This window comes from Vibrio sp. 1CM23M (assembly GCF_023161755.1).
Taxonomy (GTDB): domain Bacteria; phylum Pseudomonadota; class Gammaproteobacteria; order Enterobacterales; family Vibrionaceae; genus Vibrio; species Vibrio coralliirubri.
In genome coordinates this window covers 1205225-1230426 of sequence record NZ_JALNTR010000002.1, presented here as the reverse complement: position 1 = coordinate 1230426, position 25202 = coordinate 1205225, and the positions used below count along the sequence as shown (strand labels likewise).

Below are 25202 nucleotides of genomic sequence, written 5' to 3'. Positions count from 1 at the left end.
TTCAACTCTTACTTGGGTTGTCGACAATCGTTGAGTTCAACGTTTGTATGGTGATGGTGTAGCCTTGGATTAGATGCTTGAAAACAATCTCTCCAGATGTCTTTGGTTCGCCAACTTTTGCTTGGTATTCAATACGAATGATGGCTTGTTGGTTGTCGTCAAAAACGGTTCTTGTTTTGTCGGTATCGACCAGATGCCAACCTATGCTTTGTAAAGGTTGCGCCCATGCGTCTGCTGGCCATAAGGTGAGCATTAAATTAAATAGCACCTGTTCGGGTTGCGGTAAAGTCGCGCCAAGGCCAGATAGAACTTGTGAGTCGATCACTTGATTCTGGTATTGCAGCGATAGAATACGCGTACCCCAAGAGGAGAAGCCCGCCAAAACCACTTTATCCGCTGTGACTTCGACTTGAACAGGCAGCTGTTGTGTGTCGGTTTCCCACGTAGCGCTAATCAGCTGACTGGCCGTGAAGGAGTACCCTAGTTCAGCTGGCAATGGTAGTGCTAGCTCGGTGTCGTTGTTGATAGACACACTTGCACCAGTTGGCTGCTGAGAAACCATCGAGCAGGCACTGAGCATTACACCCATTAGCGTGACGAAGGTGATTTTTAATGTCCTGATCATCTAAAAACCTCTCGAGAAGTTGGTCTTTCTACGTTTTTGCTATTGTTGATCGCGAGTGGCGAAAGTAGCCACGCGACAAAGATCCCTGTCAGAACAGTAACACCGAAGCTATGAATGGCATGAGTCTGACTTAGTGACAATAAGCCAAATGAAAGCAACGTCGTGAGACCCGATAGGGTAATCGCTAATAAGGTGCTTAGTGATTTTTTCTGCTCAGCAAAGAACAGGGTATAGTCGATACCAATCCCTAAAATCAGAATCAATCCCAGCAGATTAAACAGGTTCAACGTGGAACCTAAAATACCCGTAACCGCTAATCCCGCCACTCCGGCAATCAATGAAGGCAACAGCATTAATAGGCTTTGCTTCACACCGTAACGCCAACCTAACACCATCCCAATAGCGGCCAAAGCTATCAATAATAGCTCTGTGATTTTGACTCTGTATTCCGCAAAAAGAGCTGATATTTCATCGGCTTTATTCAAGTATTTAACACCTTGTTGCTGAGCAAAGCTTGAATCTAGCCATTGAGAGAACAGTTCTGAGTTTGTGACGTCTTTGATCAAAATGACTGACGCCGCTTGTCCGTCGATCGGCTTTAACCAGAGTGGTCGAACAGGTTCTGACACCGGCGACTCCAAAAACCCAGATACCGTGATTGCTTCGAATTTAGGTAATTCTGGGAAACTAGACCAACCTAGCGTGCTTTGTAATATATGGCTTTGTTGGCCATAGAGTAGTTCAACTAGCTGATAGTTATCATGTTGCTCTTGTTCGCTTAGCAACTGTTGATTTATGCTGCGATACCCTGAGATACCTTGGCTATCGACTAGAGAATCTAAGCTTGTGGTGATTTCTGCCAGTTTATTGAGTAGCTTTTGATCGCTGTTGGCAGTCACCAACAGCATATTTTGCCCACCGCCTAATCCTGAGATTTCAGTAATGGCTTGCTCTTGCTGTTTGAGTTGCTGTGGCATCGCCTGAAGTTGGCGAATATCGTCGTCGTAACGAATTTGGCTGAGTGACATCAGGCTCAAGACAGTCACAGTTAACGGTAAGCCAATTTTAAATTTTTGGTTGCTCCAGAGGCTTAACCAAGTATGCCAAAGTTTCGACAGGGGGAGAGGTCGCTCTTGGCTCGGTTTTGCCGCTAAAACTGGATACCAACACACCACACTGGCGTAAGCAGCGATCAGCCCAATCGACGAAAACAGAGCAAGTTGCTGTAAACCCGGGAAAGGTGCGACCAACAAACCTAGGTAGCCAATCAAGCTAGTAATCAGACCCAAGGTGATCGCAACGAGAATATGTTTCAACCCTTTGTCGCTTTGCCATTTATTACCAGCCGCCAAGCGGTCAGTCAGGTAGTGAAAGGAGTAATCGATGGATACGCCAATCAAGCTGGCACCGAACACCAAACTAAACAGATGAACCTTGCCGAAGATAGCGACGGTGCTTGCCAGCGCAACCAATAACCCAGTACTGATTGAGAGCAAAGATAAGGCGAGTGGTAGGGCACTACGAAACGTCAGCCACACCAATAAAATAACACCGGCCAAAGAGCCCAAACCAATGGTACTGATTTCTGATTTCGCGCTTTCGGTACCGTAATTGGCGTAGAACACCACACCAGTATGCTGCACTTTGACGCCAAACTGCTTTTCGACTTCGCGCTCAATTGAATCAAGATCGGGAAGTTGTTCTTGAATCGCCAAGCTATAAGGCGAGCCCGCCAGTGTAGCGGTCACCAAAATATGAGTTTGCTCATTCGATTGAGCGGTGAGGTAGCCCTCTTTCAGAACAAAGTTACTTGATTGAACGCCAACTGCGCTGATGTAGTCGCGAAATAGTAGAAATGGGTCCATCGACAGTTCGGCTGCAGTGACGCCTGAGAACGGATTGTACAGAGACTGAATGACGTATTGAGCTCGCGAATCAGGAGAGTGGGTCAGCGTCTCTTTCTGTTGTTGGGTCAGCAGTTGAGCTCGGTGACGAAAGTAGAAATCGCTCCATTGGCTTTGGGTGCTGGCGCTGATTTTGCCTTGAACTTGCTGAAACAGAGTTGGCTGACTTGAAAATGCTCTTTGGTTGAGAGCTTTTTCAAAAGCGTCGGTCGCAACCATGGCTTGTTCGATTTCTGGGGCGCTGATGATAAACACCACTTGCTCGCTCATCGAGCTGGATATCTGCTGAAAGGCTTGCTCCACCATTGGGTCTTGCTGGTTTTCTGGTAGTAACTTTAGGATGTTGCTTTCAATCGGTACCGACGAAGAAAAAGCGAATTGTTTTATCAGCAATCCGCTAAATAGCATGACGACAACAAGCCAAACAAGGGCAAGACTAGAGTTGGAATTGTTGCGCTTCAGCATCTGATAATACTTCCGGTAGATGGCTTAACTGACTAAATTCGATTACCGTGCTGTCTCCACGAATCTCTCTCAGTTCAATGCGTTCAATATCATTTTTACCTTGCAGAGTAATGGCTTCAAACACCGCGTTCATCGGCGCACTTTTAGGCTTTAGAGTGAGTGTCCAAGATTTATTCTCTGTATTTTCATCAGAGCTTGTGACAGTTGCTGGCTCAAAATCGAGTGCGAACTGTTCCTGAAGTTTTTGCGTATCCCCATGAAACACCGATAAGAAGATATGGCTGAAATAAAACGCCATTGGGTTTTCTTTATCGGTAATGATTTTAGCGGGTTGATCGGCAAACCTTTGGCTCAGTTTGTTATCGGTGAGCACCAAACTCACAGGGAAGGGTGTTGTTTGTGTCCAGAGTAAGCCACTTGATTTGTCTAACAGAAATGTACCTTGTGACGTCAAAGGCTGGGCGAACATTTCCATGTTGCGTGTTTGAGTGAACTCACCACGCACTATGTTGTTTGCGCTTAATACTGTTTGCAGATCTGAAATAGAGCCGACGGTTGCTGAATTTTCGTTAGCAATAACAAGGTTACTCGCCATCACAGAGGCAAGCCCTAGTAATGCGATGCTGATGTGTTTGCGACTGCGTTTAAACAGACTCATGTTTCACCTGCTGCTGTGTGTTAGATACTTGAGATGGGTCTGATTGTTGGTCGCTTGGCTGCTGCTCAGTTGATTGGGATAAGCAGCCGAATTGATGCCAGTGCTCGACTTTATCGGTAAACACTTTCGGCGAAGCGAAGCACATCTCTTGCTCTTCAATGGTCACCGCGACCTGCATTGTGTGTGCTCGAGTCATGCGAGCACCGGTTAGGGCATCGTGAATTTCGTAGTCAACACGCAGGCGGTTTTCCCACTCGGTGAGCTTCGCCGTGACCTTAATATTGTGATTAAACGGTATCGCCTTAATGTATTTTACGCGCGTGTCGATGATCGGCCACATGTAGCCTGAATCCTTCATCTCATGGTAGTTGTACTCAATCTTATCCATCATGATGCGCCTAACTTCTTCAAAAAATCGGAAGTAGTTGCCGTGATAGATCACGCCCATTGGATCGGCATCTTGGAATGAGGTGATAAGTGTCACCTCAGATTGTAATGGATGAAGAATTTCAGACATAAATCGCTCTCAACAATATTGCGTAAAGGGTTGGTTACTATATGAAGTTAGCTACTTTATGAGTAAAGTGACCAGTGCTGACTTTGAATACGAGCAATGAAGTGGCGTAGATCGCCTTCAAGTGGTCGATCTTCAACGATAAATTCAAACTCTTTAAGCACTTCGTCGCGAATGTGCTTTAGGTTCTCACTCATGTGGTGCTCATCAAGCTCATTATGGCGTTTACGAAGTTCAAGCGCTTGCGTACCAGCCAGAAGTGACGCTGCCGCGACTTGTTCGGTTAGCTCTAGGACACGTAAACAGTCACGAGCAGCAATGGTGCCCATGCTTACTTTGTCTTGGTTGTGACACTCAGTTGAGCGAGAGAACACACTTGCAGGCATGGTGTGTTTCAATGCTTCTGCTGTCCAAGCTGACACGCCGATTTGTACTGCTTTGAAGCCGTGGTTGATTGGCTTACGTTCGCCTTCAGCACCGGTTAGGTTGAATGGCAGACCGTTGTTGAACTTGTAATCCATCAGCTGGGCCATTTGGCGATCAAGCAGGTCAGCAAGGTTGGCTACGGCAGTTTTTAGTGTATCCATTGCCATTGCGATATGACCACCATAGAAGTGTCCACCGTGCAGTACGCGTTCGTTATCACCATCGATAATTGGGTTGTCGTTTGCACTGTTTAACTCGTTCTCGATCATCTGGCGAAGCCAAGGTAGAGAGTCTTGAACCACACCGATAACATGTGGAGCACAGCGCAGAGAGTAACGATCTTGTAGGCGGTCACTGTTACGTGGCGGGCGATCCGCTTGCAGATCATCACGCAGCCATGCCGCAACTTGTTGTTGACCCGGATGAGGTTTTACTGCGAACAAGGCTTCATCGAAGTGGAAGTCATTGCCGTGCATACCGACCGATACCATAGCCGTGATCTTAGTTGATAGCTGAGCTAGGTATTCTGCACGCTTATAAGCGATACACGCTAATGCCGTCATGACAGACGTACCATTCATCAATGCCAAGCCTTCTTTTGGCTTAAGCTTGATAGGGCGAATGCCTAGCTCTTTGTAGACGTCACTGGTTGGGCGCACTTCACCTTTGTAGATGACATCGCGTTCGCCGATCAGTGCTGCTGCTAAGTATGATAGCGGCGTTAAGTCGCCACTGGCACCAACAGAGCCTTCTTGCGGAATACGCGGTGAGATATCTTGGTTGATCAGAGTAACGATCTGGTTGAGCAAATCATGAGTCACACCAGATACGCCTTGTGACAAGGAACAAAGACGCGTTGCTAATACTGCGCGAGCTTGCTCGTGAGATAGTATTTCACCTAAACCACAGCCGTGAAAGCGCGTCAGATGCAGTGGCAATTCATCAACAAGATTTGGTGGAATCGCAACGGTACATGAATCACCGTAGCCCGTTGTTACACCATAAATTACGCCTTCCTCTTTGAGTAGGCGTTCTAAGAAAGCGACACCACGGTCGATCTTAGATGTGAATGCTTCACTTGAGTTCATCGAGGCTTTTGCGCCCTGTGAGATAGCGACAACATCCTCAATCGTGAGGCGTTCGGCACCAAAGGTGATGCTATTTGGATTCTTTTTCGTCATGGTGCTTGCTCAATGTCCAAAAATTAAAAAAGTTGTACCACTGAAGCGGTGCTCTCAGTGTGTAGTGCTGAAGTCGGTCTGCGTATTGTTGAACGACTTGCTTTAAAGATTGTTCGCGGGTCTTTCTAGGTAATTCGATTTTGTCGCTAAAATGCTCAAAATAGACATTAAAGTGCGGTTTTCTCTGTGAGTCGTCACGTAAACCAAACAGCAAAAATACGGGTGCTTTGAGAACAGAGGCTAACATAAATGGTCCTTGAGGGAACGGCGCTTCCTTACCCAAGAACTCTGCCCATACTGAGCGACTCTCTTTGCTGGTGGAGGTTCTATCGCCAACAATCACGATCCATTCGCCTTGCTCCAGTTTTTGTTGCAACAAGATAGCGGTATCAGGCCCCATCGATGTCACCTGAATCAAGTTTAAGTCAGATTGCGGGTTCACGGCTTTCATCACGGAATTAAAACGTTCAGCGTGTTCTGTAAAAACCAAAGCATTGATTTTGATGTTCGAGTGTCTGCGACCTAAAGCTCGGCACAGCTCAATATTGCCAAGGTGAGATCCAAGGATTAGCACACCTTGTTGGTTTGCCACCATGCTCTCGAACTGGTCTTGGCCATGAATAGTCAGATTATCTGCCGAGAAATCACCTTTCCATGCAGCGAGCTTGTCGAGCATCGTATGGCCAAATGAAAGCAGATGGTTATAGCTGGTTAGCTCTGCGGGTAACTCTATGTTCTGCTGCTCTGCGTACGCCTTTAGTTGAAACAAGTATTGCTCAGAAGCGTTTCGTGCACGCTTACCCGTTAGATGGTAGTAACGCATCACACCGCGCAAAATAAGATTAAATACGCCTCGGCCTAACAAGGTATAAACAGCCAATAACAGTTTGATGCCCAGTACAGTGCCGCGCTCTTGAGTGCGAGACCAATGGGGCTGTTCTGACTCGTTTTTGTTTGATTCAGCCAAGGAATCTTGGTTTTGCCCACTTTTAGCAGAATCGGATTTGAAATGGCGAGCAATCAGTTTTGGTGCTCTTGGTAGCATGCCGAAGAAAAGACGCGTGTGCATCCAGCTGATTTTTACGTTGTCCCACAGCGCATCGAAATGAGAGATGCCGTTTTCAGGATAGATAACCCGCGTTTCAACGAAGTCGATGTCGCAGCCTTCCCAATACAGGCGAACCAGAATCTCGATATCGAAGTCCATTCGAGACCCAACATCGTATTTGCTGAGCACTGCTTGTGTCTGGTTGATCGGATACGCTCTAAAGCCACACATGCTGTCTTTAATTGATAGAGAAAGGGTTTCTATCCATACCCAGATGTGTGTCGCGTAGCGCCCATAGAGCCTTGCTTTGGGCACACTGTCATCGTAGATAGGCTGACCTGATATCAAGCGCATCGGCTTGGCTTGCGAAGCTTGGATTAATGCGGGTAGTGCTTCAAGGTCGTGTTGGCCGTCAGCATCAATCTGGATGGCATGACTAAAGCCGAGCTCTTGCGCTCGCTTGATGCCAGCTTTTACAGCGCCGCCTTTGCCTTGGTTCTGTTCGAGCGTTACCAAAGTTACGCTTGGGCTATCGGTAAGGGGAGCTAGGAACTGTTTAGTAGCGCTCTCACTGCCATCGTCAACGATGATGATCGGCAATTCAAAATGATGGAGTGAAGAAACCACAGAAGGCATGGTTGCGCCATGGTTAAAGCACGGAATCAGGAAGCAAGCGTTATAGCTACTTTCTTTTTTTTGGTGCTGAGAAGTAGCCTCGACGGCAGCGCTATTCACTTTTCTCTCCCAGCTTCATTTTACCTGAAGAGTGGGTATGTTCACCCTTGTTCGAGGTGTAACTGAAGCTGAGCTTGTCTTTGTCAGCATCCCATTTGAGTGATAGCTGGATTGTTGCATCAGGCAGGATAGGCTCTTGGAATTTGATGACTTCCATGCCTTTAAAGCAACCAGGGACATTCAGCTCTTGGACTGCATAGTAAAGCGCCCAATCAATCTGTGTAACACCCGGAAGAATAGGGAAGCTTTTGAAGTGCCCCTTAAAATCGGTGATGTCTCCAGTTACATGGAGGGTCAGGGTCGATTCATTCTCTGCAGTGTCAACAGCAATGATGTTTGGCTTTCTCTTATCCATAGCGTGTGCTTAGAATCCTTGGGCTGAAAATAGGTGTTTTGACAAAAATATAAAAAGATAATCTCAGTGTAAAATACGATCAGCGGTTTCTATGATTTTATTAGCTGTTCGATATGAGAGGTTAGTCGCTTGCCTTGGCTGTTGAGTGGAATCTCACCAACAATGCGATATTTTCTTGGGATAGCGATCGGTTCTAACCACTTTCTAAGTTCTGAACGTAGCATCAACCAGAATTTACCTTTACTCATGGTGGCGAGTTTCGCTTGGCCTTCCTCTGATAATACCAAAACCGACGCCAAGATTAAGCGCTCCGGCTCTTCAAATGGAATGACGACACATTCGCTTATCCAAGGCAGTTGCTCAAGTCGCTTTTCGACTTCAACCAGTGATACTCGTTTTTCTTCTATCTTGATCACTCGGTCGGTTCGGCCTTTCAATATAAATTGATTCTCCGAGACCATTTCGCACTCATCGGCGGTTTGATACCAGTTATTGTTATCGATGTAGGGCGACAATAACTTAATGCAATTCTCACTGTTGAGACTAGCCTCAAGACAGTCAAAAAGTTGCCAAGGCGTTTGAGCACTCTCTTGCTGACGAAAGGCTATACCACCAGTTTCTGTGCTGCCAAAAACCTCAATAGGTAAATGACCAAGCAGATTCTGTGATTGGTGAGCCGATTCAGTGGGTAAGGGGCCACCTGAAGAGAACACACCAGCAAGCTGCGCGGTATTGGTCTCATGCTTTAATCGTTTGAGTAGAGCAGGGCTGCTGATCAGCACACAGTTTTTATTGCCGTGAGAAAGGATCTGCTCAGGGTACTCAAGGTTGCTTCGAGCAAATGGAACACCAGAGCATAGTGGCCATAAGATTCTAAACAGCAAACCATAGATATGTTGATGCGAAACCGTGCTGTGAACTCGATTACCTTTGATCAACTCTCCCCAGTTCTTATCTAGCTGAGCCGTTTCAATATCTAGGTGTTCTAGTGTTTTATTGATTGCCTTCGGCGTACCGCTTGAACCTGAAGTAAATAGGGTCAATTGGATTGCTGCTAACTCAATGGCGGGAAGATTATCGGTTAGAGGCTCGCGTGTTTCGGTGTCTAATAAGGTTTGGATATTGCGAACTTCACTTACTTCCACTGCACCAATCGCTTCATCAACCAACAGACAGTCAAAATGTTCACTCAGCTCGGCAAGCGCACAAGGTTGATAGTTACCTGGCAAAATGATGTGTTTGCGGCTGACTGCGCACGCTAAAAAGGCCACCGAAAATAGGTAGCTGTCTTGGGTACAAATCGCAACTCGTTGAAAAGGGGATGAAGATAAAAGGTGCACGAGTCGAGATAAGTCGGCGTTAAATGTTTGCCACGTAATCTCGCTATTGTCGTCAAAGCAGACAATCGATTCAGGGGATCTTGCTTGACTGAGAAGCTCAGACAACGAGATGTAAGATACGGTTTGTGTCATAACAATTTAACTCTGACGAATGCGCTGTCTTACTATCCACTCTCCTGCAAAGAGTAACCCTGCGAATAAATAGCTGAGTAAGCCATTGTATAGGGTCCATATTTCAAGAGGTTGGAAGCAGGTATAAAGGGCAATAGAGCCATTGATAACAAAGAACAAACACCAAACTTTGGTGACTTTCCGTGTGTAATCAATGCCACTTTGCGGAAGTTCAGGCTCTTGGAGTCGAGCAAGACGCTCGATAATCGTTTGCGGTTGCCAAAGGCTTGAAGCGAACACAACCAACATACAAACGTTAACGATGACGGGATAATAGGTTAACCAGCCATGCTGCTTGAAGGTTAATCCTAATGCCAGCAGAACAATCCCGGCACTACCACTGATCCAAGCTAGGTGTTTTAGCTCTTTGATTTTGGCCTGACCACCAGTGAAAATGCGGACAGCAAAGATAACGGCCAAGACGATACCAACGGTTTGTAGGCCAAACTTGTTGAGTCCAAAGTAAACCGCTATTGGATAAGTGAAAAGTATGATTGCCGACAGTAAAGTCAGCAGAGGACGCATTATGCGTCCTTCAATAGTTCAACTACAGACTCTACAACGTCATTAACGGTGCGTACTGCTTTGAACTCTTCAGGTTTGATCTTCTTACCTGTTACGTTCTGTAGGTGAACGACCAAATCGACCGCATCAATGCTGTCTAGGTCTAGATCAAGATAAAGGTGTGCTTCAGGCGTGATATCTTCAGCATCAAGCTCGAACAGCTCAATCAGCGCATCTTTAACCTGGTTGTATACTTCTTGTTGGTTAGCTTGTGTCATAAAGATCTGTCTAGTTGTTCGTTTGAGATGAGATGTAGTTTGCTAGGTTTTCAACGGATGCAAAGTGCTGGCGAGTGTTTGAATCGTCGGCATCGATAACAATGTTGTACTTCTTCTTGATAGCAAGACCAAGCTCTAGTGCATCAATAGAGTCTAATCCAAGTCCATCACCAAATAGTGGAGCTTCCGTTTCAATCTCATCAATACTCATGTCTTCAAGATTCAATGCGTCGATGATCAGTTGTTTCAGTTCGTTGTGTAATGTTTCCACTTTGGCCTACTTAATGCTTTATCTGAATGCTGCTTTAAGGGGGCGATTCTACATTATATGAGGTATTTTCGAAATGCCGATATCGCCTGTTATGTTATTGATACACTAAATGTTTTCTTCGGAAGGGAAAATTGTTTGTGCAAGGTGATGATTAAGGCGCCTTGCTGCCGAAGTTAAATTATTTGAGCCTTCAATAAATGGTTCGACTTCTATTTTACCTTTCACCGCGACATGAAAAAAGGGCTTCGTCGCAGGAACTTGATACCATTTTTTCTCTTTCGTTAAGAATGTCGGAGAAACTGTAATATGAATCACGCGTAAATCGGTTTGTGTTCGAGTCGCGATTTGTGCCGCCCCACGCTGTAAGGATGGTTCAATTCCTGGCGTTGTGCGAGTTCCTTCGGGAAAAATCAGCAGGACATTGCCACGTGAGAAGCGTTCTTCACAGCGCTCTAAAAGATCGTCAGGGGCTTGGTTCGGTATATAACCTGCCGCTTTGACAATCCTTTTCATAAAAGGGTTTTCCCAAATGGCCGCTTTAACGAGGCAATCACATTGAGGAAGTTGAGAGGCGATCAATACATAGTCAATCAAACTAGGGTGATTGGCGACGATGATACAGTTACGATCTTCACGTAATAGATCCGCACCATCAATTCGGTAATCAATCGCGCCGGTGAACTTCATGAACTGACAAAAGGCGTTGAATGAGAAACGTATTAATCGCTGTGCTTTAAGCTCTCTTTTAATGGTATTGGGAGTGGTTAGCGCGATAGTCGGTAAGATTAAGAAGCTCAATACTAAGCCACCCAAACCAAAGATGGTAAAGCAGAGGCCTGTCGCGAATACTCGCCAATATTGGTCTACTCTGCTCATTACGCTGTACCTGTCTCGGTGTTATTTACCCAAGACCAAGTTTGGTGCTTGCCAGCAATAGCCCACTTATTTGTACCTAATAAGATATGTTGGAGCGTTTGTAACCCTTGTGGTAACACGGAAGGTGCTTGATTGGTCTCTACTGTCCTAGTAATAGAGTATTCACTGCCAGCGGTGAGCACTAAGCCCAGCGCATAATCAGCAAAGTTCTGTGTTTCGTACTCTTGGTAGAGCTCGGGCAGAGGTTGGTCGAAATCGATAACTAACACTCGATGCGACGGATATTGATGAAGGTAAAGATAAGCTTCGATCAGAGCGTTATGGAAAGTATCTTGCCCTGCGGCGATTGAAGTCAGTGGAATCGGCGCTTTGGCGGCAATGGTGGTTAGACCGGCTGCGGTATTATGTACCGACTGTGAGAACGCCATTGGTGAGGCATCGTCACCTTCTAATATCGACTGAATCAAAGTGGCGGTTCGATGCAACTCACCATGTCGGCTAGCAAAGACCAGATAATCAATCGAGGTGTCTTTTAATAGGGTTAACGCGGTTTGGACAGCAAGTTTGCTTTGTACACTCATTCGGCGGCGCATCATTGGAGGAATCGCTTTAAATTCAGTTGAGCCATCTTGTGGCCAATCTAACTTAGTGCTCCACGCTTGCCATTGGGCAACAGAATTGAGCCCCGCTGAATTTGCAGACCATTTCTCAATATTAAACGACATTAATTGGGATTGATTTGACATAGAGTATTGATTTGCTTTGAGTCTAACTAAATACTATGCGCGCTTATAAATAAACACAGATAAGGAATTTAAATGAAATTACTAAAAATAGCAGTTTCAATGTTATTCATATTCGTTCTTGCAGGATGTGGACGCGTCCAACCTGTAATGAATGTTGAGGATACTCCAGTTGCACTGAATCTTCAAAGTAAACAGGTTAAATCAGCTATTTATGAATCTGCTGAAAATCGAGGCTGGTTGGTTTCAGAAATAAAGCCTGGCTTGATCCGCGCTGAATTGTATGTTCGTTCGCACCACGCTGTGGTTGAAATTCCTTATAGTGATAAGTTTTACTCTATTCTTTACGTTGAGTCAGAGAATTTGAAGTACGACGATGGTGAAATACACCGTAATTACAACCGTTGGGTTAATAACTTAAACGTTGATATTAAACGTAAGCTTGCGCAAATGGCAGCTGAGTAACTCTCTATTATTTAAAGTTAGGTTTTTCGTGTCGGAATATAAATTAGATCCATTCAACGCATTAGAAGCAAAAACAGAAGCGCAGAAATTGTCTTTCGCTCCGATTGTTTTTCATACTGCTCGTACACTTCGTGATTTAGGCATTTTGAAAGCGTTAGATGACGCGGGCAACGAGGGTTTACCAGCAGAGTCTATCTCTGAATCAACAGGTGTCTCTGAGTACGGCGTAAAAGTCCTGCTCGATATGGCGTTAAGTGCGCATATTGTTACTTGGGACAAACCTAACTACAAAATGGCCAACCTTGGCTTCTACCTTCTGCACGATGGCATGACCAACGCAAACATGGATTTTACTGCCGATGTTTGCTACGCCGCGATGATGCATCTAACCGAAGCGATTGAAGAAGGCACTCCCGCGGGCTTGAAAGAGCTGGGTGACTGGGAAACCATTTACCAAGGCTTGTCTCAATTGCCAGAAAAAGCCAAAGAGAGCTGGTTCAAGTTCGATCATTTTTATTCGGATCGTTCGTTCCCTGTGTTACTTGAAAAAGTCTTCAGCAAGAAACCTAAGTCGCTGGTGGACATTGGTGGTAACACCGGTAAGTGGGCGATGCAGTGTTGCAATCACGACTCGGACGTTGAAGTTACGATTGTTGATTTGCCACAACAGCTAGAAATGGCAATGGCAAATGCAACGCAGAGCGGTCATCAAGACCGAGTCACGCCATTCCCAGCGAACATGTTGGATAAACAGCAAGTTCTGCCAACGGGTGCCGATGTGTGGTGGATGAGCCAGTTCCTTGATTGCTTCTCGCCAATGGAGATTCTGAGCATATTAAAGCGTGTTCGCTCTCATATGTCAGAAGACGCGACTGTCTATATCCTTGAACTGTTTTGGGATGCACAGAAATACGATGCGGCTTCTTATAGCTTAAACGCGACGTCTCTCTACTTTACCTGCTTGGCAAATGGCAACAGCCGTTTTTACCGCAGTGAAGATTTCTTAGAGATCGTTGAAGAAGCGGGCTTTGAAGTGGTAACTCGTACCGACGACATCGGTCTTGGTCACACACTTCTTGAATTGAAAGCTGGCGCGCAATAAAAATAACAAACATGGCTTAAATAATGAAAAAACTATCAACTCAAGTGGTGATCATCGGAGCTGGGCCGTCAGGTTCAATTGCTGCGTCTTTGCTTCATAAAAAAGGCATCGATGTTCGAGTGATTGAAAAGAGCGTATTCCCCCGCTTTTCTATTGGTGAAAGCCTGTTACCAGCTTGCATGGAAGTGATTGAACAGGCAGGGATGACTGATGCAGTAATCAACGCCAACTTCCAATACAAAGATGGCGCAGCCTTTCGCAAAAATGGCGTTTATACGGCGTTCAATTTTGAAGACAAGTTCTCTTCTGGTCCAGGAACCACGTTTCAGGTTCAGCGAGGTGCCTTTGATAAGGTTTTGGCGGATACGGCTGAGGAGAAGGGTGTCTGCATTGATTACCAGCATGAGTTGATGGGCATTAATTTCACCGACGACAGCACCATTTTAGATGTGCAAGTGTTGGGTGGAGAACGCTATCAGCTAGAAGCGCAATATGTTTTAGATGGCAGTGGTTTTGGCCGAGTGCTACCGAAAATGCTTAACTTGGAAGAGCCGTCATCACTTCCTCCACGCAAAGCTATTTTTACGCACATTAACGATCATATTGCAGAGGTTGATACCGACCTTGAATATGACCGCAATAAGATCTTGATCTCAGTGCACCCAACTAATCCTGATGTTTGGTATTGGTTGATCCCGTTTAGTAACGGTGTTTCTTCGTTTGGTATTGTCGGGGAGCCTAAGTTCTTTGAATCATACCCACAAGATAAGATTGCCGCGATTAAGCAACTGGCAACAGAAGAGCCGGGTTTGGCTGAGATACTGGCAAATGCAGAGTATCCGAACCCTGCGGGCGAAATCGGTGGTTATTCTGCCAACGTAAAGCACCTGGCAACAGACAAGTATGCGCTGCTGGGTAATGCCGGTGAGTTTCTTGACCCCGTATTTTCATCCGGCGTGACGATTGCGATGAAGTCAGCTCAGTTTGCGGTTGAGTGTGTTGAAAAGCAGCTTAACGGTGAACACGTCGATTGGGAGCGCGATTATGCCGATCCGTTGATGGTTGGCGTAAACACCTTTAGAACGTATGTTGAGGGGTGGTACTCAGGTACTTTGCAGGATGTGATTTTTTATCAAGATCCAAACCCAAAGATTAAGCAGATGGTGTGCTCAATTCTGGCGGGTTACGCATGGGATCAAGCCAACCCTTATGTGAAAGAGTCTAAGCGCCGACTCACGACATTGGCAGAGATATGCCGAAGCTAGATGGTCGATTTAGCGTGTGGATAAAATGCTAAAGCGCTAGGTGACTAATCTAAAAATAAAAACAGCCGCAATGTGCGGCTGTTTTTGTATGTGAACAATATGGGAAATCAACCTAATTGCACTCCAGGCTACTTCAGGTCGATGCTGTTCAATCGTCCCATAAAGACAAGCAGATCAATCACGTCTTTGTGGGCATCAAGCAGGGCGCGTTTGGTCTGGCTATAGGCGGCAAGTCTGCCGTGCTTTCTGATGGAACACACCTTAGTTTTGTATTTGTAGTCGCCGTTTTCTGAGAATACACGCCACTTAGCGATGTAACACTCGTCGCGGTGTTCAGGATCACTCTGAGTTGGATTTGGCTTAAATACAATTTTGGGTTCTAGACTATGAGGTAGACGCGTCATCAGGTAGGGCTCTTTGAGGACTTTGGGCCAAAACTTACCCCAAAGCTGTCTGCCCAGTTCATCTCTTAATTTAATGGTTTTCTTCAGTGCTTTGTCTTCACCCATACGAACAAAACCGACCGACCGATGCAACACCGTATCTTCGGGAGTATGGATGTGGATCTTAAAAGCGGTTTTACCTTTCGAGATAAAGCGGTAACCGGTAGCACCAATTAGATTATTCTGACTCATAGTTTGCTAAGTGATGATTATGTTATTAATAAGATTACGCCAAATACTGCAAAACCGAAACTAATACCCATGAAAAAAATAAAGCCTTAACAAAAGTGCTAAGGCTTTATTAGAAACTATGAGACGGGCGTGTCGCTAACTACATGATTTTCTGCATCACATCACCAATTTGAATGCTTCCTGCAAGGCTTGGTTGGTCGATAGTTAGTTCTGCTTCGTTTTCATAAACGCGAGAAACCGTCAGCGTGATGTCGCTTTGAGATACCTTATTACGTGGTAAACCGCGTTGGTCGATAAACGAACCGGTGTGCCATAGCTGCAGCTTGTCACCTTGTTGAACACCATGCATTCGACCTAAATCAATGGTCACAGTGTTACCAAATACTGCAGCCACCTCTGGAAGTGTGATCTTACATGACACTTCAGATTCTAAGTCCAACATAATATTGCGGCTAACACGCAGCATCATACTGCCGTAGGTTGATGCCCAGAAACGAGCACTGCGGGTGTCCACTTCACTGGTCTTAGCAAATGGCCACTTTGCCACTTCACGATAGCTACGGTTGTAAACCTGATGACCTGTTTTACCATCGAAGACTTGCATCTCTAACGCAAACTGGCGATTGATGATGTCGTCTTTCAAAAGCTTGGATTCGATGGTCGCAGTTAAATCGGTAATGTCACCACCAATGATGTACTGCGCGCCAGTGTCTTGGGCGATCATCTTGATCACCTCTGGTCGACGCTTGTCGATATCGTAATTGGTCGTGCCAACGGAAACAAAGCTGCGAGACTCTTGCGCCAGCTGTCGATCCACGACATGGCCAAAATCATCACCAATGTTATAGATTCTTCCCATTACAGCTTGCTGAGGGGAGGTCACATCAATGTTACCGACCAAAAATGTCTTCTTGTATTGGCTCTCATGGCAAGCATTTGCCGAAGGATAGATATCGATCCTTGCTGTGATCATTATATTGCCACTGCGCTTTTTCTCTTTTTCTACCAAGATGTAGCGCACTTCATGATTGGTAAATTGAAACTCTTTCTTGTTTGCGTCGAGGTAGGGCGTGAGGTTGGCAATGCTACCAATGTCGGCTCCTGAGAACTGGATCGCTTTAAATACCGCGTCTTCCAAAGCGTGGACCCTTGCGGCGCTCTCTGACGATACGATGGCTGCGGTACCGGTAACTTCATACCAAGAGGCATGAGCACTGAAGCTTATGGTTATCAGTGAACTTATTGAAAATAAGTAAGAAATTATTTTTTTCATCTATTCGTTACCAGTTGGGTATAAATATTGCTTAACAAATAACTATAAGCTTGAAGCTGACTTAAGTGCGTTTTTCTTAATCTGAACCATTAATGAAAAGCAAAGACTGTTCCAACATTGTAATCCATTGAAAAGAATAATGGTGAGAACATATTGGAACAGGGAGCACTAAACCTATCTGGAGATAAGAGAATGAAAAAATGGCTCGTAGTAATGAGTGTCATGTTGTTGACCTCATGTGCTTATTCGCCAATCTATAACGGCAAGTCTGAGTATTCAGGCAGTCAGTTTATGTTGATGGATAGCCCTCGCCATACCATGGATTTTTTCGTGGAAAGTATGACTGAAGATCTGATCATTTCGAATACGAGTATCTCAGCAAGAACTCCAATAGCGATTACGTCGTTTGTCGACCTGCAGCACATGGACACAACGAACTGGCTAGGAAACTCGGTATCAGAAGGTTTCATTCATCAGTTTCAGCGTCGTGGCTTCAAGGTTGTTGATTTCAAAACAACAGGTTCTATTCAAGTGACTCACCAAGGTGACTTCGCGTTAAGCCGCGATTGGAAAGACTTAGCTCAAGAGCAAGACGTACAGTACGTACTGACAGGCACTATGCTTCGCCAAGAAGGCGGTGTGTTAGTCAATGCTCGTGTTGTTGGCATGCAAACTCGGATTGTCGTGGCGACGGCACAAGGCTTCTTGCCTGCAGACCGTATTGGTCGTGACCTAGATACTCTAAACAGTATTCGAACTCAAGATGGCGTTATCATTCGTTCTGACCCAAAGATCAGCCAGCCTTATACTGTTATTCTTCGCCCCTAGGAGTTCGAGATGAAGAAGTTAATATTTGTTGTTGCCGCTTTACTGATTGTTGGCTGTCAGCCACTGCAAAACATGAGACCAGACGACTACTTAGTTGCCGTTGGTTACGCGAGTATCAGCGAGCAGAAGGGACGTAATGACGAAGAAAGACGTATCCGCGCGATGAGAGCTTCCAAGATCGACGCCTATCGTGAACTTGCTGAGCAAGTCTATGGTATGCGAGTGAGTGGTCGAGCAGAGTTGGAAGATCAACGCCTTGGTACAGAGCGAACTTCTGGTGCGGTTGATGGCGTAATCCGCGGTGCAGAAGTGGTACGCAGCTACCCAGTGGGTGATAGCTATGTAACAGAGCTTCAGCTTGATATCCGTAAGATGGAACAGCTACGTAATTACGGTGAAGTTCAACCTGTACCTGAAAAGAGACAACAAACGTTGTTCTAGCCTAACGGGCGTCTAGTGATAGGATTATCCAGTTATATTGGCTGCTCTCGTTTTCCAGATGGCGTATCGGCAATCAATAACTGTTATGAATAAAAAAGCGGCAAGTATGAAAATACTTGCTGCTTTTTTATATTTATCAATTCGTTCGGCACATTTACCAAACTAGTGGGAGTTTTGACGGATATCATGCTAAGGATAAGCTGAGACACAGATACAGATACAGATACGGACACAGACACAGATACGAGCAGGAAGGTGACTAAAGATATTATTGAAGACAGGGGGCTTAATTATGCTTTTACATTGGTTCCCAGCGTAGAAATCGTATGCGTTTGACCACCGGCATTGTAGGTCATGCCAATTTTTCCGTGGCTTTGCTGCATCATATTGCTGAGTTTTTTGAAGCTAAGGTGCGCTCGATTCAAGGCTTCGCCATTCACAAGGTTCGCTTGCTGGCAATCGTGCACTATAGACTGGATCTTTGTGACTAACTGAGCAAGTTCAGGATTCTCGGTCAGTTCTGAGATATTGGTATGGGCTGCGATTCGCTGATCGGTTGATCTTAGTTGTTCAACAAGGACCACTTTTTCTTTGGCGATTCGCTCAATATCGTTTGATTGTCGGCTCGTAATAGCGGTTTTCTCTGAACTTAATAATTCAGATAAGGCTTTGGCATTTTGAAGTTGGAAATTAACTAAATCTGCTAGTGCCGCCATAACGTAAACCTATTCAAACCTCGTGTGCTTTAAGACAATCACTTCAATCAAAAGTGAGTGCTGGCTTAAAGGCCTTTTAATTCATCTTCGAACTTGATCATGTTGTCTGCCAGTTTTTCTGGATCGACAGTGTATGAACCGTTCGCAATTGCTTCTTTGATCGCTGCTACTTTCACAGAATCAAAGCTTGGCTGTGCTGCCATATCTTGGTGGAGCTGACCAATCGCTTTGCCTTGTTGGCTCAGTGAAACCGCATCTTTGCTTGCTGGTGATTTAGTTGATACATCAGAGCGTGATGCCTCAGAACTAGAATCAGAGCGTACTGCTGATCGGTTAGTGGTCGTTAGGGTTTGCCCTGAACGAATATTATCAATGCCTGCCATAGTTAAGCCTTTTTCTTCAAAAATGGGAACCTGTACAGTCAATATCGACCAAGGGTTCGAATACTTTAGCAATTTTTAGCTCAATAGTCGAAAAGGGACCAAACACCGCAGCCGTTATATTTGGCGTTAGAATTGAGAGTGAAATCGCTAACGATACCGTCAATTTAGAAGTAAAGAGTTAAAAGTAAACCGTGACTTCAGACATGCTGGTAACAATCCCTTCAATTATACGCTGTGATTTATCATTTTTCACTCTTACTTGATCACCCATAGAGCCATCGGTAAGCGCAGTTCCTTTGGTGGTAATGGTCATGCCACCTTTTACTGCCTGTATGATAACCTTCTCGTTTCGGCATACGACACAGATATCACCTCTTTCTACAACATCACCCGGTCTTAGGTTCTTTTTTACCTTAGCGCCGATGACTTGATGTGGAGCTGTGAAACCTTGGCGACGAAACTTGTTAAGAGAAATCATAGCGGTGGTGACATCGTATTGACCGACGATTTCGCCTCTCGCGAGTGAGCGAGTTGTGGTGACAAGGGGCACCGACATCGAAAGGCGCACGGGTACATAAACTCGCCACTCATCAGGTACACATTGCACTAAAACCGTAATACTGCTGCGGGTATTAGTGGTCGTTGAAGCGCTGGTCTCTAAAGGCACTGGGCAGTCTGTCGATTTGATTCTTGAGTCAACATTTGCTGAATTAACAAAGAGTTCGCCACCTTGTGGCTGCTCTACCGTATCAAGGATATGTTGCTCCGCTGCAGACTGAATCATCTCAATTTGTTCTGGGGTCGCAGCTTGTACAAAAAAACTAAACAATATTGATAAAATGCCGATAAACTTAGCGACAGTTTTAAAAGTAGCTCTACACATTGCTATGGAAAGAGGTGGCAAATTTATTTTATAATACGTCATTCCGTTTCTCTGGTGGTTCGTAGCCTGCAGTAGACTAACACTTTTTATACAAAAAAGTTTGATATGGAGATGAGCTCATGACGGGTATTCTTGATTCGGTGAATCAGCGTACGCAACTCGTCGGTCAAAACCGATTAGAATTACTAACCTTTCGCCTAATGGGGCGTCAGCGTTACGGCATTAATGTCTTTAAAGTAAAAGAAGTGCTTCAATGCCCTAAGCTGACAAAGATGCCAAACTTGAACCCACTGGTTAAAGGTGTCGCACACATTCGTGGCCAAACGATCTCTGTGATCGACTTGAGCTTAGCGATTGGTGGCCGTCCTACAACGGATGTTGAAAAGTGTTTTGTGGTTATCTCTGAGTTTAACCGAACCATTCAAGGTTTCTTGGTAAGTTCAGTAGAGCGCATTATTAACATGCACTGGGAATCGATTCTTCCGCCGCCAGATGGCGCAGGTAGAGCTAACTACCTGACAGCGGTAACCAACATTGATAATGAATTGGTGGAAATTCTTGATGTTGAGAAGATCCTTGCAGAAATCTCTCCTGTTGATGAAACAATGGACAGCAAGATTGCTGAAGATATTGCGAAAGTAGAACAAGAGAAAGAACTGGTTCGCCGCATCTTGATTGCTGATGACTCGACCGTTGCTCGTAAGCAGGTTCAGCGTGCTATTGAGTCGATTGGTTTTGAAGTTATCTCGGTGAAGGATGGTAAAGAAGCCTATGAGAAGCTGATGCAGATGTCATCCGAAGGCAGTATTTACGATCAGATTTCATTGGTGATTTCTGATATCGAAATGCCAGAAATGGATGGATACACGCTGACTGCTGAGATTCGTCGTCACGCCGAACTTAAAGATTTATACGTAATTTTACACTCATCATTGAGTGGTGTATTTAACCAAGCCATGGTTGAGCGTGTTGGAGCTAACTCCTTCATCGCTAAATTCAACCCGGATGAGCTTGGTGCAGCGGTAAAAGCTGCGTTAACTAACTAAAAGAGACATTAATGACTGCTATAACAATAAGTGATCAAGAGTATCGCGATTTCAGCCGTTTCTTAGAATCTCAATGTGGCATTGTATTAGGTGACAGCAAGCAGTATTTAGTGCGCAGTCGTCTGAGCCCATTAGTAACGAAGTTTAAGTTAGCTTCGTTATCTGATTTGTTGAGAGATGTAGTAACAGGTCGAAACCGTGAGCTGCGTGTGGCTGCTGTCGATGCCATGACGACGAACGAGACACTTTGGTTCCGTGATACTTACCCGTTTGCTGTGCTTGCGGATAAGCTTCTACCGGAAATAGCGGCAAATAAACGTCCTATTAAGATTTGGTCTGCGGCAAGCTCTTCAGGCCAAGAAGCATACTCAATGGCAATGACGATTCTTGAAACTCAAGCTCGTAAGCCAGGTATGCTGCCAAATGTATCGATTACCGCAACTGACATCTCAGCAAGTATGTTGGATATGTGCCGCACTGGTGCTTACGACAACCTTGCATTGGGACGTGGACTTTCTCCAGAGCGCCGTCGTACTTTCTTTGAAGATGCGGGCGATGGCCGTATGAAAGTGAAAGATAACGTCAAGCGCATGGTGAACTTCCGCCCTCAGAACCTGATGGACAGCTATGCATTGTTAGGCAAGTTCGACATTATTTTCTGTCGTAACGTGCTGATTTACTTCTCACCTGATATGAAATCAAAGGTACTTAACCAGATGGCAAATAGCCTAAACCCTGGTGGTTACTTACTATTGGGTGCGTCTGAATCGTTAACAGGCTTAACCGACCGTTTTGAAATGGTTCGCTGTAATCCAGGCATCATCTACAAATTAAAGTAACGAACGGCACCCATATTAGGTGTAACGTTACCGTCTAAATTTAAAACCCAGCCAAGTGCTGGGTTTTCTTTTTCCTGCTTAAGCTATATCTTTAAGTCAGAGTGACATTCCAATTTACTCTATTTTTTGGCTTGTATATTGCAAGTTTACCCACGAGTAACCTGTAAAAGCATTGATAGACCGCCTTGTTTCAAAAGTTGGTATATATATTGCTTTGGTTATTTCATAACAGTCAGTTCTTGAGTTGAGGTTTACATGGCTATTTCTTTTGACAATGCTTTGGGCATTCACCAGCACACAGTTGGTGTACGTGAGCGTAACGCTGAGGTGCTTTCCACCAATATCGCGCAAGCAAACACGCCTGGGTATAAAGCAAAGGGATTAGACTTTAAGAAATCACTGCAAGCGGCAAGTTCTGGGGCAAGCATTGGTCTTAGCCGTACAGATGGTCGGCACATTTCTGCCTCAACAACGGTGAACGGGGAAACGAAGTATCGAATTCCTACACAACCTGATACAGGAGATGGCAACACGGTTGATTTGGATTTGGAAAGAAACCTTTTCATGCAAAACCAAATTAGGCATCAAGCTTCTCTCGACTTCCTAGGAAGTAAGTTCAAGAATTTAACTAAAGCGATTAAAGGGGAATAATTAGATGAGCTTATTTAATGTATTCAATGTGACTGGTTCTGCGATGAGTGCTGAATCTGTTCGTCTAAATACGACCTCGAGCAACCTTGCGAACGCGGACAGTGTAAGTAGTTCTGCTGAAGAAACTTACAAGGCTCGCCACGCAGTGTTCGGCGCTGAGTTAAATCGAGCACGCAACAGTGACCACACTGTGCCTGTGAAAGTATTAGGTATTGTAGAAAGCGATAAGCCGCTGAGCGCGGAGTACAACCCGGACCACCCATTAGCGAATAACGAAGGCTACATCTACAAGCCTAACGTAAACGTTATGGAAGAGATGGCAAACATGATTTCGGCATCACGTGCGTACCAAACGAACGTACAGGTTGCTGACTCGAGTAAACAAATGCTGCTGCGTACGCTGCAGATGGGTCAATAAGGATAAGGAGGTAGCACATGGCTGGAATCAACAACAATGTTGGTCAAAGCGGCTTGTCCTATGTTGACCAGCTGAAGAGTCTTCAAGATGGCGCTAAGAAGCCCGACGAAACAACAGGTAAGCAGGATCTTAAACAAGAAGACTTCTTATCTTTGTTGACTAAGCAACTAGCACAACAAGACCCTTTTAAGCCGGTTAGCAATGACCAGATGATTGCGCAAATGGCTTCATTTGCGACCGTAGATGGCATTGGCAAAATGAATACACAGTTTGAAAGCTTGAATTCATCAATGACCTCTAACCAAGCACTTCAGGCATCCTCTTTGGTTGGGCGTGATGTATTGGTTCCTGGTGCGGCAGGTGTAAAACCCGGTGATGGCGGTATGGCGGCAATGGTTAAGCTTCCTCAGGCAATGGACAATGTAATGGTCCGTGTTGAGAACGAAGTTGGCCAATTGGTTCGCACATTTGATATCGGCTCTAAACCATCTGGTGATACACGTGTTGAATGGGACGGAAAAGACGAAGACGGTAACCCATTGCCGGCCGGTAAATACAACGTGAAAGCGTCGGGTTTGCTGGATGGCGAGAACACAGAGTTCCAAGTTTCCAGTTATGCGAACGTGAACAGTGTGCTTCTTGGTAAGGGCGATGGCAACGTACTACTCAATCTGGCTGGTTTCACATCGCCAGTACGACTTGCTGAAGTACTAGAAGTTGGTAAAGCGTAGCTCTTTATTGAGTGACTATGCTAGCTAGATAGATTAGGAGAATAATGGAATGTCATATGTAGCTTTAAGCGGCCTATCCGCTGCACAATTAGACCTGAATACAACCAGTAACAACATTGCGAACGCAAACACATTTGGCTTTAAAGAGTCTCGTGCCGAGTTCGGTGATGTTTACTCAAGCTCGTTGTTCACTAACGCAAAAACGACGGCAGGTGGCGGTGCGCAAGCTAGCCAAGTGGCGCAACAGTTCCACGAAGGTTCAAGTATTTATACGAACAACCCAATGGACTTACGTGTAAGTGGTACAGGTTTCTTTGCAGTATCGAAAGATCGCATGGTGCCAGAGATTAACGAATTAACGCGTAATGGTGCATTTCACCTAAACAAAGACAACTACATGGTTACCGCTAACGATGAGTTTCTTTTAGGTTACGATGTCGATCCAAACTCGGGTGAAGTTCTTTCTTACGCGCCAAAGCCTCTCGACATTCCTGCTGAGTTTGGTAAACCAAAACAGACAGAAAACATTGAAGTAGGGGTTAACCTTCCTGCAAACGGTGATCTTAAAGACCCGGCTGCATTTAACTTCAAAGATGCTGATACTTATAACCGTGCAACGTCTTCGACGGTATACGATTCTATGGGTCAGTCTTACAAGTTAACGACTTACTACCTCAAAGATCAGACTCAACCAAACACTTGGCAAACGTACTACACCATGTCAGATGAGAACGGTGAAAAGCCGGTCAACATTACTGGTGGTGATGCGACGAATGCACAAGGTCATGTTGGTCACACAATGAAGTTCAACAATGACGGTACGTTAGCAAGCCTGAACAATGGTCAGCCGATTAACTCGGAACCACTGGGTGCTGGTGCGAACCCTATTGACTTGAACGGTGCTGATCCAACTCAAGTGCTTAAGTTTGGTCTAGATTCATCAACCCAGTTTGCCGCTCCGTTTGAATTGACTAAGTTTGATGAAGATGGCGCGACAACAGGTTTCTTAACAAAAATCGATTTCGATGAGTACGGCAGTGTTCTAGGTACTTACTCAAATGGTGAAAACGTGATGCTTGGCCGTGTAGGCTTGGTTCGTGTACCAAATGAGCAAGGTCTAGATAAGAAAGGCGGTACTCAATGGGATTCTACCAACGACTCTGGTGACAAGATCTGGGGTGAATCGAACAAAGGTTCATTTGGTAGCATCAACAACGGTTCGCTAGAGCAGTCGAACATCGATATGACTCAAGAACTGGTTGATTTGATTTCTGCTCAACGTAACTTCCAAGCGAACTCGCGTTCTCTAGAAGTACACAACCAGCTACAGCAGAATATTCTTCAGATTCGTTAATCGTTTCGAGCGTTTGAATCATCTGCGAATACCCAATTCAATGTTATTGAATTGGGTATTGTTGTTTGTCTTCGTATT

29 protein-coding genes are annotated in these 25202 nt (G+C 45.1%); 11 read left to right on the top strand and 18 right to left on the bottom strand.

Translation table 11 applies throughout. The features are described 5' to 3' along the window. Nucleotide 1 precedes the first annotated feature (1 nt). The 13 genes from MSG35_RS10840 to MSG35_RS10780 all read right to left on the bottom strand — a co-directional run bounded on the left by MSG35_RS10840 (nucleotide 2) and on the right by MSG35_RS10780 (nucleotide 12097). The gene (locus MSG35_RS10840) at nucleotides 2-625 is read right to left on the bottom strand and encodes a DUF3261 domain-containing protein (RefSeq protein ID WP_248383882.1); all 624 of its coding nucleotides are present in this window, start codon (nucleotides 623-625) and stop codon (nucleotides 2-4) included. Next, complete coding sequence (locus MSG35_RS10835; RefSeq protein ID WP_248383881.1) at nucleotides 622-2994, bottom strand: MMPL family transporter; 2373 nt, start codon at nucleotides 2992-2994, stop codon at nucleotides 622-624. The genes MSG35_RS10840 and MSG35_RS10835 overlap by 4 nt, the downstream gene beginning before the upstream one ends. Beyond that, nucleotides 2966-3652 carry an outer membrane lipoprotein carrier protein LolA gene (locus MSG35_RS10830; RefSeq protein WP_248383880.1) on the bottom strand — a complete coding sequence of 229 codons (687 nt, stop codon included), beginning with the start codon at nucleotides 3650-3652 and terminating at the stop codon, nucleotides 2966-2968. Before MSG35_RS10830 ends, MSG35_RS10835 begins: the two co-directional genes overlap by 29 nt. Further along, a complete protein-coding gene (locus MSG35_RS10825) occupies nucleotides 3639-4169 on the bottom strand; it encodes an acyl-CoA thioesterase (RefSeq protein WP_248383879.1) in 531 nt (176 codons plus the stop codon). Before MSG35_RS10825 ends, MSG35_RS10830 begins: the two co-directional genes overlap by 14 nt. Nucleotides 4170-4225: 56 nt before the next feature. Then, nucleotides 4226-5773, bottom strand: coding sequence for an aromatic amino acid ammonia-lyase (locus MSG35_RS10820; RefSeq protein WP_122081953.1), 1548 nt, complete (start codon nucleotides 5771-5773; stop codon nucleotides 4226-4228). Beyond that, the gene (locus tag MSG35_RS10815) at nucleotides 5751-7556 is read right to left on the bottom strand and encodes a glycosyltransferase family 2 protein (protein WP_248383878.1); all 1806 of its coding nucleotides are present in this window, start codon (nucleotides 7554-7556) and stop codon (nucleotides 5751-5753) included. The genes MSG35_RS10820 and MSG35_RS10815 overlap by 23 nt, the downstream gene beginning before the upstream one ends. Further along, on the bottom strand, nucleotides 7549-7911 hold the full coding sequence (locus tag MSG35_RS10810; RefSeq protein WP_248383877.1) for a 3-hydroxyacyl-ACP dehydratase: 363 nt from the start codon (nucleotides 7909-7911) through the stop codon (nucleotides 7549-7551). Before MSG35_RS10810 ends, MSG35_RS10815 begins: the two co-directional genes overlap by 8 nt. Before the next feature lie 89 nt (nucleotides 7912-8000). Further along, nucleotides 8001-9383 (bottom strand): AMP-binding protein, encoded by a 1383-nt coding sequence (locus MSG35_RS10805; RefSeq protein WP_248383876.1) that lies wholly within the window; start codon nucleotides 9381-9383, stop codon nucleotides 8001-8003. Between the two features lie 6 nt (nucleotides 9384-9389). Beyond that, entirely contained in the window at nucleotides 9390-9947 is a 558-nt protein-coding gene (locus tag MSG35_RS10800; RefSeq protein ID WP_050633644.1) for a septation protein IspZ, read from the bottom strand. Beyond that, the gene (locus tag MSG35_RS10795; protein WP_004739745.1) at nucleotides 9947-10204 is read right to left on the bottom strand and encodes an acyl carrier protein; all 258 of its coding nucleotides are present in this window, start codon (nucleotides 10202-10204) and stop codon (nucleotides 9947-9949) included. The genes MSG35_RS10800 and MSG35_RS10795 overlap by 1 nt, the downstream gene beginning before the upstream one ends. Nucleotides 10205-10214: 10 nt before the next feature. Continuing rightward, the gene (locus MSG35_RS10790; protein ID WP_004736154.1) at nucleotides 10215-10475 is read right to left on the bottom strand and encodes a phosphopantetheine-binding protein; all 261 of its coding nucleotides are present in this window, start codon (nucleotides 10473-10475) and stop codon (nucleotides 10215-10217) included. Between the two features lie 105 nt (nucleotides 10476-10580). Continuing rightward, complete coding sequence (locus MSG35_RS10785) at nucleotides 10581-11351, bottom strand: lysophospholipid acyltransferase family protein (RefSeq protein WP_172380375.1); 771 nt, start codon at nucleotides 11349-11351, stop codon at nucleotides 10581-10583. Next, nucleotides 11351-12097 (bottom strand): beta-ketoacyl synthase chain length factor, encoded by a 747-nt coding sequence (locus MSG35_RS10780; RefSeq protein ID WP_248383875.1) that lies wholly within the window; start codon nucleotides 12095-12097, stop codon nucleotides 11351-11353. Before MSG35_RS10780 ends, MSG35_RS10785 begins: the two co-directional genes overlap by 1 nt. 72 nt (nucleotides 12098-12169) lie before the next feature. On the opposite strand from MSG35_RS10780, the gene MSG35_RS10775 reads away from it, so the two are divergent. Genes MSG35_RS10775 through MSG35_RS10765 form a run of 3 tightly spaced genes read left to right on the top strand, consistent with a single transcriptional unit; the run spans nucleotide 12170 to nucleotide 14926 of the window. After that, a complete protein-coding gene (locus MSG35_RS10775; protein ID WP_019824137.1) occupies nucleotides 12170-12559 on the top strand; it encodes a hypothetical protein in 390 nt (129 codons plus the stop codon). 28 nt (nucleotides 12560-12587) lie between these two features. After that, nucleotides 12588-13661: a methyltransferase gene (locus MSG35_RS10770; protein WP_172380373.1), complete on the top strand. Its 1074-nt coding sequence runs from the start codon at nucleotides 12588-12590 to the stop codon at nucleotides 13659-13661. Nucleotides 13662-13684: 23 nt separating this feature from the next. Further along, nucleotides 13685-14926, top strand: coding sequence for an NAD(P)/FAD-dependent oxidoreductase (locus MSG35_RS10765; protein ID WP_248383874.1), 1242 nt, complete (start codon nucleotides 13685-13687; stop codon nucleotides 14924-14926). A gap of 128 nt (nucleotides 14927-15054) precedes the next feature. On the opposite strand, the gene MSG35_RS10760 is transcribed toward MSG35_RS10765, so the two are convergent. Next, entirely contained in the window at nucleotides 15055-15561 is a 507-nt protein-coding gene (locus MSG35_RS10760; RefSeq protein ID WP_048611319.1) for a hypothetical protein, read from the bottom strand. Nucleotides 15562-15700: 139 nt separating this feature from the next. Next, nucleotides 15701-16834: a flagellar assembly protein FlgT gene (locus MSG35_RS10755; RefSeq protein WP_248383873.1), complete on the bottom strand. Its 1134-nt coding sequence runs from the start codon at nucleotides 16832-16834 to the stop codon at nucleotides 15701-15703. 192 nt (nucleotides 16835-17026) lie between these two features. On the opposite strand from MSG35_RS10755, the gene MSG35_RS10750 reads away from it, so the two are divergent. Both MSG35_RS10750 and flgP read left to right on the top strand, forming a co-directional pair. Continuing rightward, a complete protein-coding gene (locus tag MSG35_RS10750; protein ID WP_248337310.1) occupies nucleotides 17027-17662 on the top strand; it encodes a FlgO family outer membrane protein in 636 nt (211 codons plus the stop codon). A gap of 9 nt (nucleotides 17663-17671) precedes the next feature. Further along, nucleotides 17672-18103 (top strand): LPP20 family lipoprotein, encoded by a 432-nt coding sequence (flgP, locus tag MSG35_RS10745; protein ID WP_248383872.1) that lies wholly within the window; start codon nucleotides 17672-17674, stop codon nucleotides 18101-18103. A gap of 290 nt (nucleotides 18104-18393) precedes the next feature. On the opposite strand, the gene flgN is transcribed toward flgP, so the two are convergent. The 3 genes from flgN to flgA form a co-directional block, all read right to left on the bottom strand. Next, nucleotides 18394-18819: a flagellar export chaperone FlgN gene (gene flgN, locus MSG35_RS10740; protein WP_017064136.1), complete on the bottom strand. Its 426-nt coding sequence runs from the start codon at nucleotides 18817-18819 to the stop codon at nucleotides 18394-18396. 65 nt (nucleotides 18820-18884) lie between these two features. Continuing rightward, nucleotides 18885-19202, bottom strand: coding sequence for a flagellar biosynthesis anti-sigma factor FlgM (flgM, locus tag MSG35_RS10735; protein WP_017062263.1), 318 nt, complete (start codon nucleotides 19200-19202; stop codon nucleotides 18885-18887). A gap of 178 nt (nucleotides 19203-19380) precedes the next feature. Next, on the bottom strand, nucleotides 19381-20127 hold the full coding sequence (gene flgA / locus MSG35_RS10730) for a flagellar basal body P-ring formation chaperone FlgA (protein ID WP_248383871.1): 747 nt from the start codon (nucleotides 20125-20127) through the stop codon (nucleotides 19381-19383). A 77-nt stretch (nucleotides 20128-20204) separates the two neighbouring features. Here flgA and MSG35_RS10725 point away from each other — a divergent pair, with 77 nt between their 5' ends. From MSG35_RS10725 to flgE, 6 genes are all read left to right on the top strand, one after another. After that, complete coding sequence (locus MSG35_RS10725) at nucleotides 20205-21131, top strand: chemotaxis protein CheV (protein ID WP_019825285.1); 927 nt, start codon at nucleotides 20205-20207, stop codon at nucleotides 21129-21131. 11 nt (nucleotides 21132-21142) lie between these two features. Then, the gene (locus tag MSG35_RS10720) at nucleotides 21143-21970 is read left to right on the top strand and encodes a protein-glutamate O-methyltransferase (protein WP_004736174.1); all 828 of its coding nucleotides are present in this window, start codon (nucleotides 21143-21145) and stop codon (nucleotides 21968-21970) included. 255 nt (nucleotides 21971-22225) lie between these two features. Continuing rightward, a complete protein-coding gene (gene flgB, locus MSG35_RS10715; RefSeq protein WP_004736175.1) occupies nucleotides 22226-22621 on the top strand; it encodes a flagellar basal body rod protein FlgB in 396 nt (131 codons plus the stop codon). Nucleotides 22622-22625: 4 nt separating this feature from the next. Then, nucleotides 22626-23039 carry a flagellar basal body rod protein FlgC gene (gene flgC / locus MSG35_RS10710; RefSeq protein WP_017631739.1) on the top strand — a complete coding sequence of 138 codons (414 nt, stop codon included), beginning with the start codon at nucleotides 22626-22628 and terminating at the stop codon, nucleotides 23037-23039. A gap of 17 nt (nucleotides 23040-23056) precedes the next feature. Then, nucleotides 23057-23770, top strand: coding sequence for a flagellar hook assembly protein FlgD (flgD, locus tag MSG35_RS10705; protein WP_010439286.1), 714 nt, complete (start codon nucleotides 23057-23059; stop codon nucleotides 23768-23770). A 49-nt stretch (nucleotides 23771-23819) separates the two neighbouring features. After that, a complete protein-coding gene (gene flgE, locus MSG35_RS10700; protein WP_017062260.1) occupies nucleotides 23820-25124 on the top strand; it encodes a flagellar hook protein FlgE in 1305 nt (434 codons plus the stop codon). Nucleotides 25125-25202: the final 78 nt, after the last annotated feature.